General features: G+C 43.7%; 23 protein-coding genes. 11 read left to right on the top strand and 12 right to left on the bottom strand.

The window, feature by feature from the left end; all coding sequences use genetic code 11:
* Nucleotides 1-7 precede the first annotated feature (7 nt).
* Nucleotides 8-811 carry an SDR family NAD(P)-dependent oxidoreductase gene (locus AC3ITD_RS13400; RefSeq protein WP_489360410.1) on the bottom strand — a complete coding sequence of 268 codons (804 nt, stop codon included), beginning with the start codon at nt 809-811 and terminating at the stop codon, nt 8-10.
* Between the two features lie 137 nt (nt 812-948).
* Here AC3ITD_RS13400 and AC3ITD_RS13395 point away from each other — a divergent pair, with 137 nt between their 5' ends.
* Complete coding sequence (locus AC3ITD_RS13395; protein WP_489360408.1) at nt 949-1920, top strand: NAD(P)H-quinone oxidoreductase; 972 nt, start codon at nt 949-951, stop codon at nt 1918-1920.
* Between the two features lie 148 nt (nt 1921-2068).
* Here AC3ITD_RS13395 and AC3ITD_RS13390 read toward each other — a convergent pair whose 3' ends face one another.
* Nucleotides 2069-3079 carry a zinc-binding alcohol dehydrogenase family protein gene (locus tag AC3ITD_RS13390; protein WP_489360406.1) on the bottom strand — a complete coding sequence of 337 codons (1011 nt, stop codon included), beginning with the start codon at nt 3077-3079 and terminating at the stop codon, nt 2069-2071.
* The gene (locus tag AC3ITD_RS13385; RefSeq protein ID WP_489360404.1) at nt 3076-3390 is read right to left on the bottom strand and encodes a hypothetical protein; all 315 of its coding nucleotides are present in this window, start codon (nt 3388-3390) and stop codon (nt 3076-3078) included. Before AC3ITD_RS13385 ends, AC3ITD_RS13390 begins: the two co-directional genes overlap by 4 nt.
* A gap of 181 nt (nt 3391-3571) precedes the next feature.
* On the opposite strand from AC3ITD_RS13385, the gene AC3ITD_RS13380 reads away from it, so the two are divergent.
* Both AC3ITD_RS13380 and AC3ITD_RS13375 read left to right on the top strand, forming a co-directional pair.
* Nucleotides 3572-3964, top strand: a complete 393-nt coding sequence (locus AC3ITD_RS13380; RefSeq protein ID WP_489360402.1) for a hypothetical protein — start codon at nt 3572-3574, stop codon at nt 3962-3964.
* A 681-nt stretch (nt 3965-4645) separates the two neighbouring features.
* Nucleotides 4646-5602, top strand: a complete 957-nt coding sequence (locus AC3ITD_RS13375; protein ID WP_489360400.1) for a quinone oxidoreductase family protein — start codon at nt 4646-4648, stop codon at nt 5600-5602.
* A 1350-nt stretch (nt 5603-6952) separates the two neighbouring features.
* Here the strand turns inward: AC3ITD_RS13375 and AC3ITD_RS13370 are convergent.
* Nucleotides 6953-8098 (bottom strand): sensor histidine kinase, encoded by a 1146-nt coding sequence (locus AC3ITD_RS13370; RefSeq protein ID WP_489360398.1) that lies wholly within the window; start codon nt 8096-8098, stop codon nt 6953-6955.
* A gap of 53 nt (nt 8099-8151) precedes the next feature.
* On the opposite strand from AC3ITD_RS13370, the gene AC3ITD_RS13365 reads away from it, so the two are divergent.
* Entirely contained in the window at nt 8152-8319 is a 168-nt protein-coding gene (locus AC3ITD_RS13365; RefSeq protein WP_265801824.1) for a hypothetical protein, read from the top strand.
* Here AC3ITD_RS13365 and AC3ITD_RS13360 read toward each other — a convergent pair.
* A complete protein-coding gene (locus AC3ITD_RS13360; RefSeq protein ID WP_265801825.1) occupies nt 8316-9053 on the bottom strand; it encodes a LytR/AlgR family response regulator transcription factor in 738 nt (245 codons plus the stop codon). The two genes, AC3ITD_RS13365 and AC3ITD_RS13360, sit on opposite strands and share 4 nt — an antisense overlap.
* 721 nt (nt 9054-9774) lie before the next feature.
* Between AC3ITD_RS13360 and AC3ITD_RS13355 the strand changes: the two genes are divergently transcribed.
* Complete coding sequence (locus tag AC3ITD_RS13355) at nt 9775-10023, top strand: hypothetical protein (RefSeq protein WP_489360395.1); 249 nt, start codon at nt 9775-9777, stop codon at nt 10021-10023.
* 263 nt (nt 10024-10286) lie between these two features.
* On the opposite strand, the gene AC3ITD_RS13350 is transcribed toward AC3ITD_RS13355, so the two are convergent.
* Entirely contained in the window at nt 10287-10736 is a 450-nt protein-coding gene (locus AC3ITD_RS13350; protein WP_489360393.1) for a hypothetical protein, read from the bottom strand.
* A gap of 155 nt (nt 10737-10891) precedes the next feature.
* Nucleotides 10892-11149 (bottom strand): helix-turn-helix domain-containing protein, encoded by a 258-nt coding sequence (locus AC3ITD_RS13345; protein ID WP_489360391.1) that lies wholly within the window; start codon nt 11147-11149, stop codon nt 10892-10894.
* Between the two features lie 995 nt (nt 11150-12144).
* Here AC3ITD_RS13345 and AC3ITD_RS13340 point away from each other — a divergent pair.
* From AC3ITD_RS13340 to AC3ITD_RS13330, 3 genes are read left to right on the top strand one after another with little or no spacing between them, the layout of a single operon-like run.
* Nucleotides 12145-13587, top strand: coding sequence for a TlpA family protein disulfide reductase (locus AC3ITD_RS13340; RefSeq protein WP_489360389.1), 1443 nt, complete (start codon nt 12145-12147; stop codon nt 13585-13587).
* A gap of 8 nt (nt 13588-13595) precedes the next feature.
* Nucleotides 13596-16799, top strand: coding sequence for a SusC/RagA family TonB-linked outer membrane protein (locus AC3ITD_RS13335; protein WP_489360387.1), 3204 nt, complete (start codon nt 13596-13598; stop codon nt 16797-16799).
* Between the two features lie 11 nt (nt 16800-16810).
* Nucleotides 16811-18157: a RagB/SusD family nutrient uptake outer membrane protein gene (locus tag AC3ITD_RS13330; RefSeq protein WP_265801830.1), complete on the top strand. Its 1347-nt coding sequence runs from the start codon at nt 16811-16813 to the stop codon at nt 18155-18157.
* Nucleotides 18158-18215: 58 nt separating this feature from the next.
* Here the strand turns inward: AC3ITD_RS13330 and AC3ITD_RS13325 are convergent, their stop codons facing one another.
* The 3 genes from AC3ITD_RS13325 to AC3ITD_RS13315 all read right to left on the bottom strand — a co-directional run bounded on the left by AC3ITD_RS13325 (nt 18216) and on the right by AC3ITD_RS13315 (nt 19846).
* Nucleotides 18216-18554: a hypothetical protein gene (locus tag AC3ITD_RS13325; protein ID WP_489360384.1), complete on the bottom strand. Its 339-nt coding sequence runs from the start codon at nt 18552-18554 to the stop codon at nt 18216-18218.
* 161 nt (nt 18555-18715) lie between these two features.
* Entirely contained in the window at nt 18716-19165 is a 450-nt protein-coding gene (locus AC3ITD_RS13320) for a MauE/DoxX family redox-associated membrane protein (protein ID WP_265801832.1), read from the bottom strand.
* A gap of 99 nt (nt 19166-19264) precedes the next feature.
* A complete protein-coding gene (locus tag AC3ITD_RS13315; protein ID WP_265801833.1) occupies nt 19265-19846 on the bottom strand; it encodes a Crp/Fnr family transcriptional regulator in 582 nt (193 codons plus the stop codon).
* Nucleotides 19847-20173: 327 nt separating this feature from the next.
* Between AC3ITD_RS13315 and AC3ITD_RS13310 the strand changes: the two genes are divergently transcribed.
* Nucleotides 20174-20410, top strand: a complete 237-nt coding sequence (locus tag AC3ITD_RS13310) for a hypothetical protein (protein WP_265801834.1) — start codon at nt 20174-20176, stop codon at nt 20408-20410.
* Between the two features lies 1 nt (nt 20411).
* Here AC3ITD_RS13310 and AC3ITD_RS13305 read toward each other — a convergent pair whose 3' ends face one another.
* Complete coding sequence (locus AC3ITD_RS13305; protein ID WP_489360381.1) at nt 20412-21557, bottom strand: hypothetical protein; 1146 nt, start codon at nt 21555-21557, stop codon at nt 20412-20414.
* Between the two features lie 278 nt (nt 21558-21835).
* Between AC3ITD_RS13305 and AC3ITD_RS13300 the strand changes: the two genes are divergently transcribed.
* Nucleotides 21836-22111 carry a helix-turn-helix transcriptional regulator gene (locus tag AC3ITD_RS13300; RefSeq protein ID WP_489360379.1) on the top strand — a complete coding sequence of 92 codons (276 nt, stop codon included), beginning with the start codon at nt 21836-21838 and terminating at the stop codon, nt 22109-22111.
* Nucleotides 22112-22246: 135 nt separating this feature from the next.
* Entirely contained in the window at nt 22247-22501 is a 255-nt protein-coding gene (locus AC3ITD_RS13295) for a hypothetical protein (RefSeq protein WP_265801837.1), read from the top strand.
* Nucleotides 22502-23405: 904 nt separating this feature from the next.
* Here AC3ITD_RS13295 and AC3ITD_RS13290 read toward each other — a convergent pair.
* Nucleotides 23406-23504, bottom strand: coding sequence for an integrase core domain-containing protein (locus AC3ITD_RS13290; protein WP_489366681.1), 99 nt, complete (start codon nt 23502-23504; stop codon nt 23406-23408).
* Nucleotides 23505-23787 lie beyond the last annotated feature (283 nt).

Genomic DNA, 23787 nt, shown 5'->3' with positions numbered 1-23787 from the left:
GTTTTCATTATGGTTTCTTTTTGTTATCTGCCGGCTCCTGCACTTTTTCCATTTGGGCAGCCTGCATGCTATCCGGCGTAACATTTCCCAAAGCCACCTGCACCTTATTTTTAAAGCCTGAGACCACCATATCTTTTCCGGCCAGCAAAGCTTCATAACCGTCTTTTGCAACAACTGCCGGATCTGCTAGGTCTCCCTGCTGAACGATTTTTGATTCCAGCATATCTGCTTTGTTGAAGAAGTCCGTGTCTGTGGCTCCTGGCAAAAGTGAAGTAACGCTTACCCCTGTGTCTTTCAACTCGTTGCGGATGGCCTCGTTGAAAGAATGCACAAAGGCCTTTGTGCCGTGATATACCGCTTGATAGGGCCCCGGAGCTTTTCCTGCTACAGAGGCAACATTAAGTATTCTACCTGATCCCCGGCTCACCATATCTTTGAGAAAGAGCTTGGTTAAGGTAACCATTGAAGAGATGTTCAGCTGGATGATGTCCAGTTCCCGTTCCAGTTCGTTGTCTGTGAATTTACCATACACGCCCTGGCCGGCATCATTTACTAAAACTTCTACCTGCAGGGCTAATGCACTGACCTGATGGTATACCTCCTGTGCATTTCCGGCTATGAACAAATCGGTGCTGATGGTCACTACTTCTACTCCTTCCGCTCTCAGCATTTCCGCAGTAGCATTGAGGTTCTGTTCGTCGCGGGCCACAAGGATCAGATTGGATTGATCCCGGGCGAACAGTTTAGCCAGTTCCAGTCCGATTCCGCTGGTGGCACCGGTGATGAGTGCAAATTTTTTTCTATTTTCCATATTTTCATTTAAGATGTAATGGAAGAACATTACCTGCCGCAAAAAGATTTATGTTTAGCGCATTTATTATTTTGGTTTTATTGGTATGCGAATTGTCCGTATCATAAAAATGAATTTAACCTTAAAAAAACCATATCATGAAAGCAGTTCAGATCACTCGCCCCGGCGGCCCAGGTGTCTTAAAGTTGGTAGATTATCCTGATCCCTTTCTCTCAGATCAGCAGGTGAGAATTGCGGTCAAAGCCTCCGGCCTGAACCGGGCAGATATTGCGCAGCGACAGGGGAAATATCCGCCGCCAGCAGGCGTTCCTGAAGAAATCCCCGGACTTGAAGTCGCTGGTGTAGTCATTGAATGCGGCAAAAACGTAAGCCAGTGGAAGTTAGGAGATAAAGTATGTGCATTGCTTGCCGGAGGGGGATATGCAGAACAGGTGGTGGTAGAGGAAGGACAATGTTTATCCATTCCCGTGCATTTATCCTTTGCAGAGGCCGCCAGCTTGCCTGAGGCCATTTTTACGGTATGGTCAAATGTTTTTCAAAGGGGCGCATTGAAAAAAGGTGAACATTTTTTAGTTCACGGCGGCAGCAGCGGTATTGGCATTACGGCTATTCAGCTAGCCAAAGCATTCGGGGCAAAAGTCTTTGTAACGGTAGGTTCCGATGAAAAAGCAAAAGCCTGTATTTCACTCGGTGCAGACATTGCAATTAATTATAAAACTCAGGACTTTCAGGAGCTACTCGCTCTGGAAGGCGTCGATGTGGTGCTGGATATGATAGGAGGAAGTTATTTGCCGCGCAACATTGCCATAATGCGTCCGGAGGGTCGTCTGGTTTATATCAATGCGATGGAAGGAAATTCCCCGCAAATCAGTATTGCCGAAGTGATGAAAAAGCGGTTAACCATTACCGGAAGTACACTCCGGGGAAGGGAATATACATTCAAAAAACAGCTGGCAAAAGAAATTGAGCAGCGGGTATGGCCATTATTGGATACTGGTCAACTGAAACCGCTTATTTACAAAACTTTTAGTTTTGAGGATGTTATCCAGGCGCATGAACTGATGGAGTCCAGCGAACATATCGGGAAAATTGTTCTGGTGCATGAATAGTCGAATACGCGATTCATACCCAGAGCCTTATTCGTATATATTGGAATCCAAATCAGCTCAACTGTTAAGAGAAGCTAATCGGGATTCCAGACAGGATAGCGGCCCAAATGACTCAGGTTGCAATTTCAAAAGTATCCGGCTGGACGCATTAATATTCTATGACTATTTTACCGATGGACTTACCACTTTCCAGCAACCCGTGGGCCCGTTTCAGATTCTCTGTGCTAAATCCAGATAGGCACTGATTGATTGTAGAGGTGATTGTTCCACTTTCAAAAAGGGCCGCAGCTTGTTTCAAAATGTGGTGCTGACGGCTCATGTCTTCTGTCTGAAACATTGATCTGGTAAACATCAGCTCCCAGTGAAAGCTGACGCTTTTTCCTTTTAACGCCCTTAAATTTACACTTTCAACCGGGTCGCTGATCGATCCGATCTGACCTTGTGGCTTGATGAGGGTGACCATGGCATCCCAATACATATTGACGTCCACGAAGTCAACTATAAAATCTACCTGTTGAAAACCGGCCTGTTGAACTTCCTCAACAAGGTTCTGATGATTCACTACAAAATCTGCGCCCTGTTGCTTACACCATTCTGCACTTTCTGTACGGGAGGCGGTAGCGATGACGGTTAATCCGGCTATCCGCTTCGCGATTTGAATGGCAATAGATCCAACACCGCCCGCGCCACCGATGATAAGCAATGATCTGCCGCTGTCACTTTCATTGATCCGGATCCGGTCAAAAAATAGCTCCCAGACCGTGAGAAGGGTTAGGGGCATGGCGGCGGCTTCTGCCCAGGAAAGGTTCCGGGGTTTTCTCCCCGCAATGCGCTCATCCACCAGCTGATATTCTGCATTACTGCCGCTTTTGGTGATATCACCTGCATAATACACCTGGTCTCCCTTTTCGAATAAAGTAACCTCACTTCCAGTGTCTTCAACAATACCTACCGCATCCCAGCCAATTATTTTGGTTTGCTCAAGTACCTTATCTTTTGCGCTGCTCTGCCGGACTTTATAATCTACCGGATTGACGCTGATTGCGATGATTTTAACCAGCAGGTTTCTGCCTTTGGCTTCAGGTTTTTCTGTTTCGAAGGAGATAAAGCTTTCTTCTTCGCTAATTGGTAATGATTTTCTAAATCCTATTGCTTTCATTGAAATATTCTTAGATACTGATAAGTGTCAACTGCTGAAACGTGATTGATTTGTATAGGTTTATTGTAACAAGTTAATCCAGCTACTAAATTAATGGCTTGTCGCCTGAGTAAAGATAATAGCTGCGTCATATTCAAAAGTTTTAATATATAATCTGATTTTTTATCTTTAATGTCACTGCCGCAAAGTAACTCTAAGTGGTATCCTGGACAGGCTTCCATATTGTACGCAATATCATAGAATCGAACCTTTTTCCACATGTGGCTACCTATCGGATCGCGGCTGCAATAGGTATTAATAACAATAGGCATATCCAAAATTTAAGTATTAACATTTGCGTTTAGAATCATAGGTGGTTTCGCGCTGGCGCAGGTGACACTAATTCCCTTTACTACCTTTATAGCCAGTATTTATGCCTGGCAGTTCAGTTACATGATTCAGGCTGTAGTGATTTTGTTGACTTTAATAATCATTTGTAAAGGACTGCCTGCAATGCTGAACACGGAAGTAAAGTCTTTTAAAAGCCAGTTGAGTATACTCCGGAGGCCAAGATTTCTTGCGGGAACTGGACTGAACTTATTTTTGATCCCGGCCTGGTTTTGTTCTTATAGTTATTTCGCGGATTATCTTTCCAAAGCGATGGGCTTAGCTGCTCCACAGATCAGCTACATGCTACTGTTGTTTGGTGTGATGGGGGTGATTTCTAACTTTCTGGTGGGCCGTTTATTAAGAAAACATATGTTCAGCGCGATGCTGTTTTTTCTTGCAAGTCCTTTTCTGGTGCCGTTTGCATTCCAGTATTTTAGTGGTTCATTTTTTAGTATTGCGCCGGTGGTCGGCTTTTGGGACGTGATGTATGGACCTTTTTTTGATTGGCGTGGGTAAATGATATCTGCGGCGCAGAATGCTAAGGAATTTGCGAACAGTCTGCAGACTTCATTTGGAAATCTTGGGATTTCGCTCGGTACGGCAACTGGTGGTTGGTTCATCAGTCATTATGGGATAGCCGTTACGCCCTGGGTAGGAAATGGCTTTGGGATACTGGCGATGGTGATGGTTTTCAGGAGGGCTTGGCTGGATAGGGTTAGGAGAGTTGATCAATCCAATTCTGCCACGAATTTAAGGTTCAGCTGCGGCACGCAAAGGAATTCCCGGCATAAACCCTCCTGTGGCCTTTCCATTTTGAATCCATCTATTGCGTTCCTCCTTTCGCTTTGGCACAAAACCTGAAAATTTTTGCGCACCATAATTAAATCTTAAATATTATGGAAAAGAATGTTAAAGTTTCAGGAATCGAAATCAATTAGCGTTTATTTGGAAAGTGTTCAACTTTTTTAAAGTTCAGAGCACTAATTGATGATAAGATGTCTTTAAATATTTCTCAATGTGATCAATTATGTCGGATGTAGAAATAGAAAAACTTAACTAAGCTAAAATTCTGTATTTATTGTAAAATGTGAAATTAAAAAACGCAGACTGGCTGGAAATTTTGTTCTCTTTTATAATCCTTTGGATGGATATTTCCAGAATATTAAGGTAGGGTGCATATTTAAAAAAATAAAAAAAATGAAAGCAGCAGTATATTCGAAGAATGGTGGGCCGGAAGTGTTTGCCTATATCGACGTGGCGGATCCGATTGCGGATCAAAACCAGGTACTTATTAAAGTTGAGGCCATCAGCATTGAAGGCGGGGACCTGACCAATCGCCTGCTTTCCTCGCCTCCAACTGAAAACTATATTGTGGGTTATGCGGCAGCCGGGGAGATCATTGGTCTTGGAGCCAATGTGAGCAGTTTTAAATTGGGGCAAAAAGTAATCACTTTTAGCTGGTCAGGGTCACATGCAGCACTGCGGGCTGTGGATGCTTCCGCAACTTATCTGATCCCGGAGGGAATGAACGCACAGCTGGCCATTGCTTCATTCATTGGGGTTGGAACTGCTGCGCTGGCCATTCATTTGAGTGATATAAAATCAGGGCAGCGTGTTTTAGTCAGTGGTGCGACTGGTGGGGTAGGCAATGCGGTCGTTCAGCTTTTGACTCATCAGGGAATTGAAACGATTGCCACAGGGAGAAGTGCTGATACACTAGATTCATTAAAACAATTAGGAGTCTGGAAGACAATTGTAAGTGGTGAAATGGCGATTCATGAACAGGTCAGCAATATAGATAAAAGTGGGGTAGATGTATTTATAGATACGGTAGGCTTAGGGGTTTTGATCGACGGAATCAAGGCAGTAAAAAATGGTGGCAAAGTGATATTGATCGCCGGACGTGCCGGTACAGGAAATTATATTGATCCGCTTTATATCCTTTCACACAGGCTTACTGTGATCGGATGTTTGCTCGGTGCGGTGATGCAGGAAAAGTTTGTTGCGGATTTGCTGGAAAAATCCCTTCGATTGGTTGCTGAGGGTAAAATCAAAGTTCCGATCCATAAGGTTTTCAAGCTTGCTGATGCCGAAAGTGCACACCGGGAAGCGGAAAAGTCGGGTAAATTTGGAAGAATCATAATGGTGCCTTAACAGGCGCTGCGTATGATGAAATTAGATAGAGTTCCCTGGCTGTTGCTTAAAGTCGGTTATGGCCACACATTTGGATATCACTTAAGCAGTATGGGTTGATTTTCAAATCGACATCCGTGCTAATTTTGTACTATAAAATTAATAAAAATAAATACGGATAAAGAATTGATTGATAAGACAGATAAGTTCCTGAGGAAAGCAATCCTCCAGAGTGAATTTGTTGAAGTTATCGATCATTTGTTTGTGCATAGGTTAAGGCTCAATGGAGAAACCCAGTTAACTTGGTCATGGCTCTTACTGCATTTGCTCTTATGGTATGGTTGGTGTATACTATTTAGAAAGGGATCCAATAGATATGGATCATAAAAGTTTATGGCTCTTTTTTATTATAATTGAAATCTAAATTAATATATAAGAATAATAATCATGCTATTAACTTTTTATGAAAAGCTCTCAATTATCCAGTTATTTGGCTTTGGATTTTGGAGTGTGTGCTATTTCTTTTTATACAGCGATTGTTTAAAGAAATGGACATTGTGGTTACTTGAATAACAAGGATCGCAGGAATTCTATATACAATGACTTTTATTATTATTTGGTTCTTGGAAGGTTATTTTGGTACGGATAGTTACATGTTTACTAGTGAAAATGAGATGTTTGGTTCCTATGCCTTTACATTTTGGTTTCAACTTCTGATCCTATTTCTAGTTACTCAAACACTTTGGATTAAAGCATTTAGGTAAAAAAGGTACTTAAGATTAATTATAGGATTTCTTTTGTTATGGATACTTGAGGTAGAAAGGTTAACAATAATAATTACGAGCCTCCATAGAGATTATATGGCTTTTGATTTTTCATTCTTACTTTATCCGTTAATTTTAGGCTACTTCATGAAACTAATTTTGTTTTTAGTATTCAATGGGTTAGTCTATTGGATTATTTTAAACATTATAAGCACACGCAAGCTGAACAATAATAGTATTTCTTAAATGGCGGTAGATTAATTTTGACGCTTTCCCTAACCAATCCTTTCCTCAAAAGGGGTGGCTTAAGCGAGGAAAGGCTCGGTCTAGTCATCGATTTTGTGAAAGATAGCAATCATAGTGCTTGCTTTATAAGGTACTGCGTGCATTCAGTGAAAATTATATTTTTCAAATACGGCACGAAATCTCATTTGGCCGGTCGTATTGTTGACAAAGTAAAAATTGCCTTCGATGGCTTGGTGCGTTTTTTTAATTCATACAGCTATATTCCCGAGCGAAAACTAATTAAGCCAATAGTTAAATAGCATGTTGAGAGGTTGTTTCGTAGCCTTGTCATAATCAGAATATAGTTGATTTTTTATTTCATTTATTGTGGACCGATATTTTGGTTTGGGAACGCATTCTCTGCGGGTAGAGGCTCAAGTGGTGTTCTTATCTTCACGATATATTGATTTCCAAGTGCATAATGCTGGATTTGGGCCTGTGGTCCGTAGCTCAGCAGCAAGCGCTTCCTGATGTTTTGCAGTCCGGTATGGTCTCCGCTGTCATTCAGTCCTGTGTTGACCAGGTTACGGGTTTGAATGTAGAGGCAGGTCTCGTCTCTTTGGATATTCAGCGTTGCGGGATAGTCCGGGTGACTGAGGTTTCCATGCTTGAACATGTTTTCTGCCAGCGTGAGTAAGACCAGTGGTATGAACTTTTGCTGTTCGAGCTGCGGTTCTATTTTTAAAAGGAATACTGTTGGCCCGCCCTCCTGGCGCATTTCCCATAAGGCAATGAGGTTTTTGATCTGCTCCATCTCATCTGAGATTTTGACCAGTGATGGTTCGTTGCCGCTGCGCAGGGCAGATCTTATGATCCTGGATAGCAGCGCGAGTGCTTTGCCAGCTGTGGGATCGCTTTTATGGATCTTGCTGTAGATGAAACTAATGGTGTTGAAAAGGAAATGCGGGTTGATCTGGGCACGGAGAAATGCATTTTTGGTATGGTGCAGTTCTATCTGTGTTTGTTTGGCTTTTAGCTGCCCGATAAAGATGTTCTTTTCCGATAATTCTCTCCTATCGCGCTCTTTTAGATAATTGATAAGGGAATAATAACCGGAGGAGAGGAGGATAAAATAAATGCTGCGCCAGATGCCTCCATAGATAAACCGCTCATCTAACAATGCTTTTCCGCTTTGCATTTCGGGGAGGATATAGGAGATGGCCAGATCTGAACAGTATTTACAGGCGATGAATACCGCGATTTCAAGGACTATAAACAAGGGCAGTTTCCACAGTAGGTGTTTTCTGTGCTTGAGTGCTGCTGGAAGAACAATCTTGGCGTGTGCATAAAAGAGCAGGATGTTGACCGCGTAATGCAGAAGGTAAAAGATAATTTTACTGAATGTGCCTGTCGCAAATGCGATGGACAGGGACTCATAGGTCATATAAATGCTCCAGCATGCGGCATGAAAAGCGACATTTTTGAGATTATTCTTTAAGTTGTATATTGTTCTTGCGTAAGTCAGCATAAGCCTTGCGTAATAAGTTCTTGAATGGTTTTTTAGGGGGCTAAGTTTCCCATATGAAACACAACAGCCACCAAAGATTGAGCAAAAAAACAGTATTTGTTTACCGCTCCAGAGACCAGAAAAAAGGGATGAGTACTGACCCGACCGAAACCAGTATCACCATTATTGTTACCGGTACCGGGGTGAACCCTGGCGCTCAGCCGTCTCCGAAAAAGAGCTAGATTCTCCTGGAGACCCAGATTTTTTGGGCAATCAAATCCCGGAATCTGCTGTCATAGGGTTTGCTCATCGGAATGGGATGCTTCCCAAGATAAACGACGTTCCCTACAATACGCGTTACGTAGGAACCGTTTATCAGATAGGATTTATGTACCCTGAAAAACTGATCATTCACGCAGAGCATGTCGGTCAGTTCGCTGATGGTCATGTAGCTGTTATGTCGCTCGCTTTCGGTGAAAACGTCTACATAGTTACCCGCTGCCCTGATGTGGGTGATACTGGATAAATCTATTTTATCAATTCTTCCGCGCTCCCCGGGTCTGAAAAATGCCAGGTCTTCATAACCGGATTTTCTGATTTTCTCCACAAAACATTCTTTTAATACCCTGTTGACTACTTTGGCAAAAGTTTCGAGTTCGATGGGCTTGAGCAGGAAATCGCGTGCCCGTACGTCGAAGGCTTTAAGGGCGTATCCGTCATGTGCTGTGGTGAAAATGATGTTGGGTGATTGGGTCTGCAGGTTTTCGGCAAGCTGGATGCCGGAGAGCCCTGGCATGTCAATGTCGAGGAAGATCAGGTCGATGTCTTGGGCCTGGCTGAGTTCGCTCAGGGCGTGAAGGGGTTTGGTAAAGGTTTTGTGTACTTGCAGGTTCGGGAATTCCCCGATGTGGTCGGTGAGGATGGCAATAGCCGACCGATCGTCGTCAACAATGACGCAATTGTAGGTTTTTTTCATAAAAAATAGGTTGGTTAGTGCAATTTAATATTTTTTATTCTTAAAAGGAATACATAAATGTCACTAAATGATTACGTTAGGGGTGTTGAAACAATTACAAAATGTAGTTTAGGTCACGCGACTGCATTGTGGGTTTAATGAAGCTTTCAATTTCAAACCATATGATAGGTTGGTTTCCAGAATAAGCGCAAGGTTTTTACTGAAGTAAAATCGATATCCCAAGATGAACAACCTGGAATAATGTGTGGTGTAAAATTGTGAAGGTAAAATGCCCTGCGTCAATTGTTTAGGTCTTGTACTAACATGTTATGTGCGAGACTCGTCATGATAGAAATTAGCTAATATATAGGACCATTATTATGCGATGTTATTCTTAGATTTAAAATCTAAAAAACGGTGCTCTAAAAATGGAATACTTCACCCAGAAAGAACTTGATTCTTCGCAACACTAAAGAAACAGCCTTATAAAAATAGTAACCCTGAACATCAGAAAATAGGGAACGATCTAAGAAGTTCAAGTGTTTATGCCAAAACTAGGTATTGGGCAAGTTTACTTAAGGATAAAGGATACATAATAAACACTAAAGATCAATGGCAGACTTCTGGATACTTCAGGTCATATACTTGGGCTAAAATATTACTCCCAGGCGTTGACAACCAAAAAGTATTCTTTACAATTGGTGTAGGAAGTAGGCTCAGCAAGGGGAAACAAGAAGCGCTTTTGGAATATAAGCTTGACTGTCAACGTTCCAACTCTGGTGCAATTGATCTATCAATGGAATATATTTTTGATAAATATATGGGTGAATTTTGTGATCCTGCGCGCTCACAAATGCTAACTATTGGTGATGCGCGAGGGTGGGATGAACTGGTAGATATTACACTTGAATTTTTTAGAACCTACCAGCTTAACTATCTGGAAGTAGCCACACTTACTGAAATAAATGAAAAAACCTTCCAAAGCGGATAGTACGCCTTTGCTGGAATACTAATAAATGGGAAAAACCTTCAGGAGCAAATGAGAAGAGCAAAGCCAAAGATCATGCCTTTGAACGAGACAAAGGGTATGGCTACGAGGAATGGCTATTCAATCCAAACTTTCAATATAAAGGCTATCATTATGGATTTATACAAGCTTTTCATAAAGGTGGTCATCATGGAAATAGCTTTGAAATCTCTGCCTATGCTATCCTGTCTCTTTTAAAACCGACACTAGCAAAATCTGCCTCGTCATCAATAAATAATACTTTTTTTTTGCGATAGGTCAGGATTGTCAACGAAAAGGTTTACTAAGTGGTTAAGATTATTAGTTTCGTTCTTTACAATAAATGTGAGTTTCTGTTGCTTAATATATGGTGTCATGGCTGGTAAGCTCATTATGTCATAAACTTTTACTTCATCATTTTCAATAAATTGGAAAAACTCACTATCAAGTCTTTTTAAGGTTTGTTCTGCAAGTGCTTTTGTCCCTTTAGTAAAAATTACGCATGTATCATAACCCCTATCAAAGGCAAGAGCAATTATTCCTATAAAAGTTCTTGTCTTCCCGCTTTGAATTTTTCCCAATAACATTCCAGGATAATTGAAATCCGTCTTGTTGCTAGTCAAATGGGCTACGGTTTGTTCGATGCATTCATGTAAGTCTGTAGAATAGTCTTTAATTTCAATGAATTCGTTGTACATTTTACTCATATTTTTTCTCTAAAAAGCTTTCCTAAATAAACTCCCAAATCGTTTCTTCATACTCGAAAGCCTTGTCCTTGATTAAAGCTATTGTTACAGTATTATATTGCTTCAGCAAATTCTTTCTACTACTTAATCAATTCAGCATTATTAATCTAAGCCTTACCAACTTTTTTTGTTTCGTTTCCCTTTTCATCAGGGATAAACAATTTCTTTACATCTATATTCAAACCTTCGGCAATATCCAATAGCGTTGAGAGCATAAAATTTTCTTTGCCATTTTCAATATCACTTACTTTTGCTCTGTCCCCCATAAATCTGTCAGCTAGCTCTTGTTGCGTCAAACCAGCTTTTTTCCTATAAGCCTTTACGTTAAAACCGATGATTTTGAATATTTCTTTATGTTTCTCCAACATCTACTAAAATATTTTGTGGTTTTATTGCCACGTTTAATATTTATTATTATATTTGTTATCAGTTATTTATAGCGACAAATAGAGTTAGGGTAACCTAGCTTTAACGATGTCTCTCATGGCAGAAAACCGTCAAACTTTCACATGAGCCGATCGTGAGTTCGCCGGATCTATTGAGTTTTGCTATCTTCGTGATATCTTATTCAATAGGGCGGGCTTCATGTTAGTCTTTTGTGAAATTCAGATCCTTCTGAATGGTTCTTGACGGTACCACTGCAAAAAGCTTTGAAGTTCGCCCTATTGGTTTCTTTCCAATTTGGTTTCCTCCTGCTTTTATTGAGTCCACATCGTTTTAAATAAAAATTAACCGTTTATGAAAACGAAAGAATTAACCGCCGTCAAAATGTATTTCTTCGAGGAAGTTTTACATCAGTATTCCTTCAAACTATTAATAAAGAACGTTATTTGTTCTCCAACGTAATGATGGACTAAGAAATTCCGGGACAAAAAATAGCCGAAGAAAGGTGAGGCTGTTGTGTGATTGAGTGCACGCTTCAGATTCGCTTGGTAATATTTTGCCCGGGACCAGCCTTTATGGCTTTTTAGTCTTGGTTCATTATTATGGTTATCGCAATTGCCAAGTTAAGCAACTTTTTCTAATTACCAATACGGTTTACGTATCTGCATGTTTTTTCATGTGGTAAGGGCTGGTTTTTGCTTTTTTTTGATTAGATCTTTTCTGATCTGAATTTTTTCTGTTGTAATCTTTTCTGTTTAATTTTTTAACGTCTGATGGGCATGGGCAAATTTGCGTGTTATCCTTTTGATCGGCTTTTTGCTTTGAAGCCCAAGAATCCGGTTTGAGCAGTTGGGGGGTGCAGGGGGTCTTTTTTTGAAAAAATAGGTTCTTTAATGATTGATTTAGTTTTGCCTTCCTGCATTCTTTTTTTTGGTGTTTTTCTTTTTTTCCTTTAATCAACTAAACCAAACTTTTTATGAAACAAACAAAGATTTCTATCGTAAGGGGAGAGCTATGCCTTTTATTTCATGGTAGATCAATGAAGATATTTACTTTTTTTTCGCTGGTTCTGGCCTTTTCCGCAAATATGGCCTCAGCGCAGGTTCCTCGTTCGGCCGATGAGTTGGTTGTCGGCCAGAGGATTCCTGATGATTTGTGGGATGTGCCTTTCAGGTCGCTAAGGGTGGGTGGCGGTGGTGGTGGCGATGGCGTGTTGAAGGGGAAGGGTTTTGAACCGGCGGTGTTAAGGCTGCGGGAGCTGAAGGGGCGGCTGATTATTCTTGATTTCTGGGCGACTTGGTGCGGGGGCTGTATTGCGGGATTTCCCAAGGCGAAGAAGTTACAGGAGCGTTTTGGTGAGGAGGTTTCGTTTGTGCTGGTGAACAATGAAGATCCGTTGAAAGCGGAGCGGTTACTTTCCCTGCGGCTTGCGGAGAATAGAGAGGTTTTCCGGTATATCAATTCGGATACGCTGCTGAACAGGCTTTTTTTTAAGCGGCTGATCCCGCATTATGTGTGGATTGATGGGAGTGGAAAGGTGATGGCGGTGACGGGTGGGGATGAGCTGACAGAAGATAATATTTCATTGGTGCTTTCTGGTGGGGATGGGGTATCGGGGATCCGGAATGTGCTGGATATTGACCGTGAGCTGCCGCTTTTCAGTTCTCCTGATTTACCTGCTGCTGGGCTGATGAAATATAGTCTGCTGACTAAGGGCAAAGTTGCGGGGCTTCCGAGTGGGTTTTTGTGGCGGAAGGATAAGGTTACCGGGCTGAATTCTGGTTTGGCGATTACCAACCTGCCTTTCTGGTATATCTATAAGAAATTGTTTGCTGAGTTTCTGATTGAAACTAAGGATTTCCACGGTTCGGACAGGCTGGTGTATGAAGGGAGGGATAGGTGTTTGTTGCAGGATACTTTTTTTAATTATGAGTTTTCGGTCTCGGGGCCGCTGATCTCAAGGCTTGATTCGCTGATGTTGGCGGACCTGAATACTTTTTCGCCTTTCCGGTTTGCCTTGGAAAAGAGAAGGGTGAAGATGCTTTCGCTGGGGGTGGTGGACAGTATGAAACTGCCCCGGGTGAAGATTGCGGGGAAGGCGATGGTGAGGGGCGTCGATGGTGATGGTGCTGTTGGCGGTGCGGAGAGGAGGAGGGTACGGTTTGAAAAGGTGAGGATGAGGGAGCTGGTTTATTTGCTGAAGGAAAAGGGTTTGGTTTCGGGGACTGTGGTGGATGGGACTTTTTCGGATGTGTTGGTTTCATTGGAACTTTCGTGGCCTGGTCCTGCGGAGGATTCAGGGGGTGGATTTTTGGAGGGTTTGAACAGGCAGTTATCGGGCTTCGGGATGATGCTCACTGAAGGGTATTCGGAATTAAATTATGGGGTGATCAGGGACCAGATGGTGAATTTAGATTAATGAAGGAAATGAAAAGGATATATATGTTTATGGCGCTGGCCTGGTATTTGGCTTTGAGCGCAAAGGCCCAGCAGGTGGTTTCTGGCAGGATCATCAATAATAAGGATTCTGCTGTGATCGCGTATGGGTCTGTGGTGATCACTTCTTCCGGCGGGTTCAGGAAGGTGGTGACGACGGGCTCTGACGGTTATTTTTCGGCGGCTTTGCCTGACGGGCGATACAGGGCTTCAGTATCTTCGGTGGGCTTTGCTACTGGAGTGCTGGATTTTTTGGTGCCTATGAAGGGTTCGCTGCTCATTGGGCTGGACGCGGTGGAAAACCAGTTGGAGGATGTGACGGTTAATACGGGTTATCAGCTCTTGGACCGGACGCGTTCTACGGGGTCTTTTTCGAAGGTGACCACTGTGCAGCTCAGCCAGCAGGTGGGCAGGAATGTGCTGGACCGGTTGGAGGCGATTGGGAATGGGCTGAATGTGGATCGGGCGACGGGCACCGAGGGCAGAATATCTATCAGGGGGCTGAGTACGATCAGGGGGCCGAAGGAGCCGCTGATTATTCTGGATGATTTCGCTTATTCAGGTGACTTAGGTAATATCAATCCGGATGATGTAGAAAGCATTACGGTGCTGAAGGATGCTTCGGCGGCCTCGATCTGGGGCGCCAGGGCAGGTAACGGGGTGATTGTAATCACCACTAAGAGGTCCAGGTTCAATGCGCCGCTGGCGATTAATTTCAGTACTACGGTGAGCGTACTGGACAAGCCTGACCTGGGTTATGAGCAGCGGATGGGCTCAGCTGATTTTTTAGGGGTGGAGGATTTTTTGTTTGGGAAGGGGTATTATACCAGCGCGGTGAATTCCTTCTATAAGCAGCCACTGACGCCTTTTGTGGAACTGCTGTTACTGCAATCAGAGGGTAAGCTTTCCGCTCAGCAGCTGGCGGATTCCAGGGCAACGTTTTCCTCGTTTGATGCGTATGATGATTTTGACCGCTATGTGTATGACAAGGGGCTGAACCAGCAGTATTCGCTTCGCCTTTCGGGGAGCGGGGATCGCAACAACTGGTCTGTTTCGGCGGGCTTTAACCGCAATACGGATAACCTTGGACTCACTGATAGGCGTTCCACTCTGCGGTTTTCCAATACGTTCAATATCATGAAGAACCTGCAGTTCAGCAGCATATTCACTTATTCAGACGCCCGGGTAAAAAGGGGTAGGCAGGGGATCGGGGAGATCGTGAGTTATTCTGGGCTTTATCCTTATGCCAGGTTTGCTGACGGGGCGGGCAATCCGCTGCCAATCACCAAGCAATACCGGGAGACGTATTTGTCCTCTCCGGAGACGGCCCGCCTATTGGACTGGTCATATTATCCCTTGGTGGATTATTTGCATACGGATAACTCTTCGGGACTGAAAGACCTGAACGCGAACTTTGATTTGAGCTACAGGCTGCCCTTTGGGCTCAAGACGAGTTTAAAATACAGCATCGAGGAACAGAGGACTTCTTCAGAGCTGCTGCAGGGCCAGCAGGCGTATTATACCCGGGATTATATCAATTCCTTTACCCAGGTGCAGGCTTCAGGGGCAGTGGTTTATCCTGTGCCGGTTGGGGCGATCCTGGACAGCAGGGAAAGTAGGCTTAAATCCGAGCAGTACAGGGGGCAGCTGGAATATTCCGGAAGCTGGAAGGAGCACCGGGTTTCGGCACTTGTGGGTTTTGAATGGAGAAGGGCGATAACGGATGGCAATTCTTCCAGGGTATATGGCCTGGATACGGATAAGCTGAATGCCGGGCTGGTGGATTTTGCCCGCCTCTACCCTAATTTTGTGACGGGGGGGAGCAGCTATATCCAGAACGGGACGAGCTTTGATCTGAAGCGTAATAACTTTATTTCCCAGTTCGCCAACCTTGCCTACACTTTCCGGGATGCCTATACGGTTTCGGCGAGTGCGAGGACGGATGCATCAAATGTGTTCGGGATTTCGACCAATAACCGGTGGCGGCCATTGTGGTCCGCGGGGATAGCCTGGGAGGTCACCAGGATGCCGTTTTTTAAAGTTGACTTTGTTGATTTTCTGAAGCTGAGGGCGACTTATGGGATGAGCGGAAATGTTGACCCCGGTATGGTGGGGGTGAGTACGATCCGTTATCCGGGGATTTCGGCCTTTACGCAATCGCCATATGCGGTTTTTGATAAACATAGCAATCCTGACCTGCGCTGGGAGAAGGTAGGGATGTTCAATGCGGGTGTGGATTTCAATCTGTGGAAAGGGAGGCTTTCAGGGAGTGTGGAATATTATTCCAAGCAGGCCGATGATTTGTTTGGCATGTTCCCCATCGATTATACCACCGGGGTAGGATCGGCGATCATAAAGAATGTGGCGAAGATCAAAGGGGACGGGATGGATATCCAGTTGAATAGCAACAACCTTTCGGGTGGGTTTAACTGGCAGACCACTTTGAATTTTTCGGCCAATAAGGACCGGGTGGTGAAATATTATGTGCCCAATACGCTGGCGAGTAGTTTTCTACAGTCTGGGGCGAGTGTTTCGGGGATCGAAGGGCTTCCGGTTTATGCTGTTTTTTCTTATAAGTGGGCCGGCCTGGACCCGCTGACGGGCGATCCGATGGGTTTTGTCAACGGGGTGGCGAGCCGGGATTATAATGCTTTGACCGGACCTGCGACCCAGGTCGGGGATTTGAGGTACCATGGATCGGCGCTGCCAAAGTATTTTGGTAACCTGGTGAACAATTTCAGCTACGCAGGGCTGACGCTTTCTGTTAGCATGGGTTTCAAGTTTGATTATTATTTCAGGCGCAAGAGTATTGATTATACGAACCTTTTTGATTCCTGGAACGGGCATGCGGATTTCCAGCAGCGCTGGCGCTCGCCGGGCGATGAGCTGCTTACCAACGTGCCTTCCCTTGTATTTCCCAATCCTTCGGCCAGGGATGCTTTTTATAAGTATGCCGAGGTGCTGATCGAAAAAGGGGACCACATCCGCATCCAGTACATCAACCTGGACTATGCTTTTGAAAAAAGGATGCTCGGCAGGCTCAAAATTAAAACGCTGAACCTTTTTGCCAATTTGGGTAACCTGGGGATTATCTACAGGGCGAATAAAAAGGGTATCGATCCGGAATATATCACCAGTGGCTTCAACCATCCTCCGGGCAAGCTATTTTCATTTGGACTGAGGACTTCACTTTAATGCTTACTGTTATGAAAAGAATACATATATCGTTTTTGCCCTTGTTAGTGGCCTATGTTATAATGGCAACGGGCTGCAATAAACTTCTGGAGGAAAAATCCGATCAGAAACTGGCTGTTCCCGGTACGATAACGGATTTCCAGGCGCTGATGGATAATTTCACAGTACTGAACAGTTCCGAGCCGATCTCGCTGGAGGTCAGCGCGGATGATTACTCCACCTCGGATGCGGACCTGGCGGGGTCCAGCGAGGCCCAGCGCCGGATGTACAGCTGGCAAAAGGATTATTTGTTTGCTCCGGCGAACAATGACTGGTCCACGACTTATAGGGCGGTCTATCATTGCGGCAGTGTGATCAGCGGGCTGGAATCTTCCCCGCTCAAACGGGATGCGGCTTTCAATAATGTGATGGGTCAGGCTTTGGTCTTTCGCGCTAAGTTTTATATGCAGGCGATGGCGGTCTGGGGAAAATCTTACTTGCTCTCTTCGGGGCAGGATCCGGGTGTGCCTTTAAGGCCGAGCCTGAATTTTAATGAGGCTACGGTAAGGGCGAGTTTGAAGGAGGGTTATGATCAGGCGATTGAGGGGCTGAAGATGGCTGTGCCACTTTTGCCTGTTAAATCCATACATCCTTACCGGCCCTCCAGGGCGGCGGCTTATGGCCTGCTCGCCAGGGCGATGTTGTATACGGGCAGGTATATGGAGGCGGGTTTGTATGCAGACTCTTGTATCCAGCTCAGTGATCAGTTAATTGATTTCAATAAGCTAAACCCAGCGGACCGATATTCCTTTTCGCTTTTTAATAGTGAGGTTATTTTTGACACTTACGCGGCGCCGGGTGGTCCGGTGGTGAGCTCCAGGGCCAGGATCAATCCCCAGATTATGGATGCCTATCAGCCTAATGACTTAAGGAAGACTTTGTATTTTACGCAGACCAACGGAAATTATTTCTTTAAGGGTACCTATCACCAACCTTTGCTGTTTTTTGGCATCGCTACTGATGAAATGTACCTGGTATGGGCCGAATGCCTGGTCAGGACGGGTCAGGTACAGCGGGGTTTGGCAGTGTTGGATAAGTTGCTGGTGAGCAGGTTCAAGACCGGTACGTACAGTCCAGTTGCGATCACGGATGCTAAATCCGCATTGAAGGTGGTCCTGGACGAGCGGCGAAAGGAGCTGGTGATGAGGGGGCTGAGGTGGATGGATTTAAAGCGACTGAATGCGGAAGGGGCTAACATCCTGGTTTCGCGGAGCTTCAACGGGCAGACGGTTTCACTTTTGCCGAATGATCCGAGATATGCGCTTCCGATCCCGGAAGATATCATTCAGTTGTCGGGAATTCCGCAGAATGAGCGGTAATGAAGAAGTCACAGCAGGCAACGCTTGCCTGCTGTGACCAATTTTGGTTACGCTTTGTTTATTGCGCGTCCCTGCGTTCTGGGGCAGCATCGTCGATTAAAGCGGCATTATTACCATAGTTGGTCATAAAGTAGGTGTGCAGTTTTGCTTCTGTATCCACGCTTTCCGGAGTGATGATATAGCAGGGTAAATCAGTATCGGATCCGCATTCGGTTGGGGATGGCAAAGTCAGGGAATACTTGGTTTGATCATTTGCTTCGCTAACCGAGTTCCCACGGAAATTCCACTGTTTATCAATTTTTGATCTGTGGTTTACTGTTTTAAACGCACTGGTGGTAATGGTTAAGCCGAACCCTAATATTAGGGCTACAAGGCCAATATTGATTTTTTTTAACATGGTGTTGGCTGCTTTGTTGCGCGAAAAAGCAGCTGAAAAATTTTTGTTAATGGCTACCGGAGGTGACGCCCTTTGCTCCGGCGTGGTTGAGCAGCATGGATGGGCGGGCTGCTGTTTTGTTTTATGACTGGCTTAAGGGACATTGTCCCAGGTCAGGCCGGTTAGTTGCTCATGGTGTCACGGCTGCCTCCTTTCTGTTTTTGATGAAATAATAGGTAGAGCACTAAAGACAGGATTGTGATGTTAAGGATAAGGTGCGCTTTCCAGCTAAGGGCGGAGATGATCCCGCCGCAAGTGCATGGAGCGGGGCCAAAATGGCCCGCGATGACAAGCGCAACGTAGGCGGTGAAAGCGGTCATTAGTAATACGGACAGGTATAGGCCCAGCATTCGTGTGCTGTTCCAGACCAAACTGAAGGCGGTCAGGATTTCCAGCACGGGTATGCCAATGCTGATGGATTCTGGGTATTTCTCGGTGAGGAGTGTGGTGACCTGTTTTTCAAATGCGGCATGGTCGATCAGTTTAGATAGGCCGGTATAGCTCCAGAGCAGGATGAGCAGGGCGTAAGCGAGGCTGATCAGGTGCGGCTTTTGGAAAGTGGTCGGTTTCATAGCTGGAAATTTTAGTTAAAGTTCCGCTCATTCTGGATGGTTCCTGCTACCGATTAAGCACCTAATGTTGGTTATTAGGTATATTCTGGGTGAGTATTGTTACTTTCTGTTTGGTCTTCCGCGAAGCCTGCTTAATGTTTTGGGGTCGATACCTAAGAAACTGGCGATCTTTTTTTGTTCGCAGACCATGGCGATCTGTTTGTATTCACTTAGGAAACGGTTGTAGCGTTCGGCTCCATTCAAAACACAAAGGCTGATCTGGTGATTGAAAAGATGTTGTTTCAGGGTTTGGTTGTGTTGGTTCTGGATCTGGGGGAATTCTGGGAAAAGCTTGTAAAGATTGGGGATGTGTTTGTCAGGGACCTGGCAGAGTTCGCAGTCTTCGAGGAATTCGATTGATAGGGTGGAGTGGGCAGGTAGTTTCATACCGGGTTCAATGGATAGGAAATCTTGGTGCTGGTAAAAGAAAAGGGTGTATTCTTCCCGGTCTGCTGTTTCCAGATATAGCCTGGCGCTGCCTTTTAAGAGCATGGTTGTGGGGTTGATGCTGATCTGGTCGAGGGGCAGTGTCTGTTTGGCGGAGAACGCCTCTTTTGTGAGTACGTAGCTGATGTAGGCGGCCAGGCCTGCTGATAAAGCGGTTTCTTTGCCCAGTGCTTTTAGGTATTTTTCCTTGTCCATATTCTTTTTAAGTCAAAGAAAGCGTCTTTTTTCATCTTGTCAAGTGGCAAGATCGGCAACCCCTTGCAACCGCTTAAGCTTTATCTTTTTTAATCCGAAAAAGATTAGGAAAAGGGCTGTATTTGCGCTATGATGTAAATAATAGAACAAAATATAACCAAAATATTGTAGCAATTGCCATTTGACTGCTTCAGAAAACCGCAAAATTCCCAATAACACAGGAAGAATAGATGGGTTGCCTACGCTACGCATGGGTTCCTTTCTGCCTTGTGTTGTGGGTCTTTGCGGTACCTCTGAAGCGGGCGATAGGTTAACCTGTGCTTTTTTATGGAAGATGATCCGCAAGATTTAAAAATGGGGTTTTTGAATACGCCTATCAATACGCTACCGGTTACAGAGGTATTCATGTTGCGCAGTAAACTGATGGGCTTCGCTACTTTAGCTGAGGTCGTGCGTACCGATCTGGTGGAGCTTTCAAACCATGAGGATTATTCCCAAAGATGGTTTCTGGAATTGGTCAGTGTGCTTGACCGTCAGGGCCTGCTACATTTGATTTTAAGCTAAGTCAGGATTTCTGCTCGGCCCTGGCCAGCATTTCAGCGAGTTTGGCGGTCACTTTCGCAATTTCTTCCCTGGCGTTTGTATAATAGGCGTTTTTAAAGCTCTTTTCTGATATTTTTTCTGTCTCCCTAGTACTATAGTGCCCTACTGCATATTCGTGCACTTTTTTAGGCCTGTTCTCTAAAATGATCCCGCATTCTACCTGCAAGTGGATGAAAAAGGCCAGCTCTTTTACCGATAGGGAGGTTTTGAAATTGTCCTGTAGTGTACCCTGTGCGTTTAATTCTCCGGCTATTTTTTGAAGATTCTTCATGTAGCCCATCTCCGCGCGGATAAAGTCCAGTAACGAGGATTTAATACCGGGAAGGGAGGGGTGGAAGGGTTGACAGGTATAAGGCTGGATCTGCTGAATGCTTTTTTTTCGCCAAAGGAGTTCCTGATAGCTTAAAGCGATATTTTCGAATTTGTCCCGCTCCCGGATGATCGCCATGCAGCAGTAATGGAAGAATGCCGGGCAGTTGAACTCATTTGAGATAAGCAAGGTAATGTAATCTCGCTCATCGTATTCTTCATTTTTGTTGCTCCGTTCAAGCAATTGATCCGTTAGTGCATGCAGATAGCCAAGCTGGAAGTGAGTGGCGTTTGATTTTGAAAGGTATGAATAAGATAGGGTCAACTTAAGCAAATCAAGCAGGCCTTTATCGGGATTTTGACGCATGTTGAATTCGATTTCATTTAACTTTTTGTTAAGCTGATCGGCATTTGTTTTAAGTTCGGTTAATCCTGCCGGATGCATGGTGTCGAAATGGGTGGGGAAGTATTTTCTGATGGAAGCGCCGAGTGCCACAATTTGGATAGTAAACTCCTTTAGTACCACGGAAATTTGTTGCGCTTTAGGTTGAGTAGCACTGCTCGGCTTTGCCAGGCTTTTATGTATGCTATTCTCGAGGATGGTCAGGGAATATTGATGGCGCCGGATCATCGACCTTGTCGCATCATCAGCCATTTTTGAATGCAGCATCAGGGTGAGCACCCGGCTGCATTCCCCCTCAAGTTCTTCCAGAATGTGCTGGCCTTGTTTGGTAACGTCTCCATTCAACTTTTCAGCAGTCTGGTAAAGTGCATAGATCGGATCGAGCTGGTAATCCATCGGTTTAGGGGTTGCGTGGTTGCTGAAGTTAGTGAAAGGTTCTGTGAAAGAGCTGAATTTTACATCAAACGGGCTTTGAGTGATGCAGGGCTGGTACTGACCTTGGTGAAGCCTGAGATATATTTCGGATTCAACAGGATATTCAGCGTTTTTTTTTATGTGGAAGGGCTATGGGATGGGGTGGTTATTTCTCGCCACCTGTTAGCCACTTGACCCGGATTTTTTTATCCTTAAAATTTGCATAGGTATTCTGGGTTTTAATTTAAGGCATATAAGACATGGGTAAGATAGACAAGCTGCTTGAGGTATTGGAGAAAATTTACCAGATCATTCAACTGATTTATACCAAAAACTATGGCGCTTTGAGCCTGCCTGAAGATGAACTTTTGACCAGGCAGGAGGTGATGGATTATTTGGGAATCAGTGAGAGTACGTATAAAAGGAAAGTAAAAAATGGACAATTGCATCCTCATAAGTTTCCCGGTGGAGACCGCTTCTACAGGAGTGAATTGATGGATGAGTTAAAGGAGAGTAAAAGGCGGGGGAGGAAATAAGTAGCTGTCGGCGGTTGCAAGATTTGGGGTTTAATTGGATGCAGCATTAATAAATACAATCTATCTTAGAATTTCTTACTGAAGTTTTTATACCTTGAAATTTTAAATCATTTGTTTTAAACAACATATTGACTTATGGATAGCAAGACACTTAAAGAAAATCTAAATCTTCTAAATATTGATACTAAAGATTATTCACTGGACGGAACTTTATTGCCGATGAGGACAATCCTTTCTCGTTCAGGAAAAAATTGGATTACTTTTGAGTACGATGAACATGGGAGATCACTAGATAGGAAAGAATTTATTGATGAAAAAAGTGCGTGTGAAGATATTCTAAAGCGTTTATTATACTTGGTTGAGTGGAGAAAGAAATACAATGTGAAGTAATTCAATTATTAGGGAATAAAATATGTATTGGTTTCTTCAATCGTGCTTAGCAGATAGCTGTAAATAAAAAAAATAAATACTTATATGCGTAAATTGATTGGATCAGGAGAAAGGCGAATTCCAATTATTCATAGTAGAACCACTTCTTCGGTATACTGTTCGGAGTCGTTCGAAGGCATACTGCAATCGGCTTAGCTCTTCGGCTAAGCGAAACATCTAAATAAATTTTTAAGGATAAAAAGCAGGATACGCAAAAACATCCGGATGGCTGTTACCCATCACGGTCTCCCTTTCGGCCAAGGCTCACGAATGATCAATAGGGTAAAATCGAACATCTCCCGAACCATCTTCATCGATTGTAATAATGGAATAACGTTATCGGTAATCAGTCACATGGTATTGATTAATCGCGCCAGATGAGAATTTTGAGGATATTACCAAAAAAATATGCAACTTTTTAGGAAGATTAAACTCCTATTCTTTTTAAACCATGAAAGATGTATTGAACATATAGAAGTTGATGATTCCAACTAAAATATTAAAATCACCTAAATGTATTGGTCAAGCCATTCCCGAAAAATGGAGAATCAAAGCCCTGTTAAGTATAAAATGCGATTAGTGGCTTGCTTGAACTACTGGATTTTAATCTTTTTTAGGATTGGCATTAGGTGTAGTTTTCAATTGCCATGAACCTGCCGATATTTCAAATGGGGCATTGTTTTTAGCAAAGTCGTTACTTTAATCTCTTGATTTTTCATATTCGCAATTATGTTCTTCACTCCAAAAACATATATTGTCCCCTCAAATTTCCTGCAAGAAATCTACCGGAGATTTGAAGTTCAATACTTGGTGTGGTCGATGGTCATTGTAATCCACCATCTATTCCTCCACTTTCTCCCTTACATCATCCAGGGAGTAATATGTAGGCATTTAATAATTCTCTTCTCATGCTTCCATTCAATCTTTCAATATATGCGATCTGTGTTGGCTCTCCTGGCTGGATAAAAACTAGTAAATTTATTAATATAATCTTAAAGTTTTAAGTTTTATTCATCTTTTCGGAGTTGTTTTTGACTGAAAGATAGTAATGCACAGGATCCTACCAGTACCTTCACTTTTTGCCAAGAATGAAGTGAATCTCCAATAGGCTCATCAAACGATATGCTATCATACACGAAGCAAAGGCAAATTAAAGGTGGAGTTAAGGTGGACTGGAGGCGGAGCAAAAAAGTCAATTTTTGACAAATGGAAAGGCTATGTTTAATTGATCATTCCCTTGATTACGC

It is taken from the genome of Pedobacter sp. KH_004 (assembly GCF_057840755.1).
This window is presented reverse-complemented; position numbering and strand designations above follow the sequence as displayed.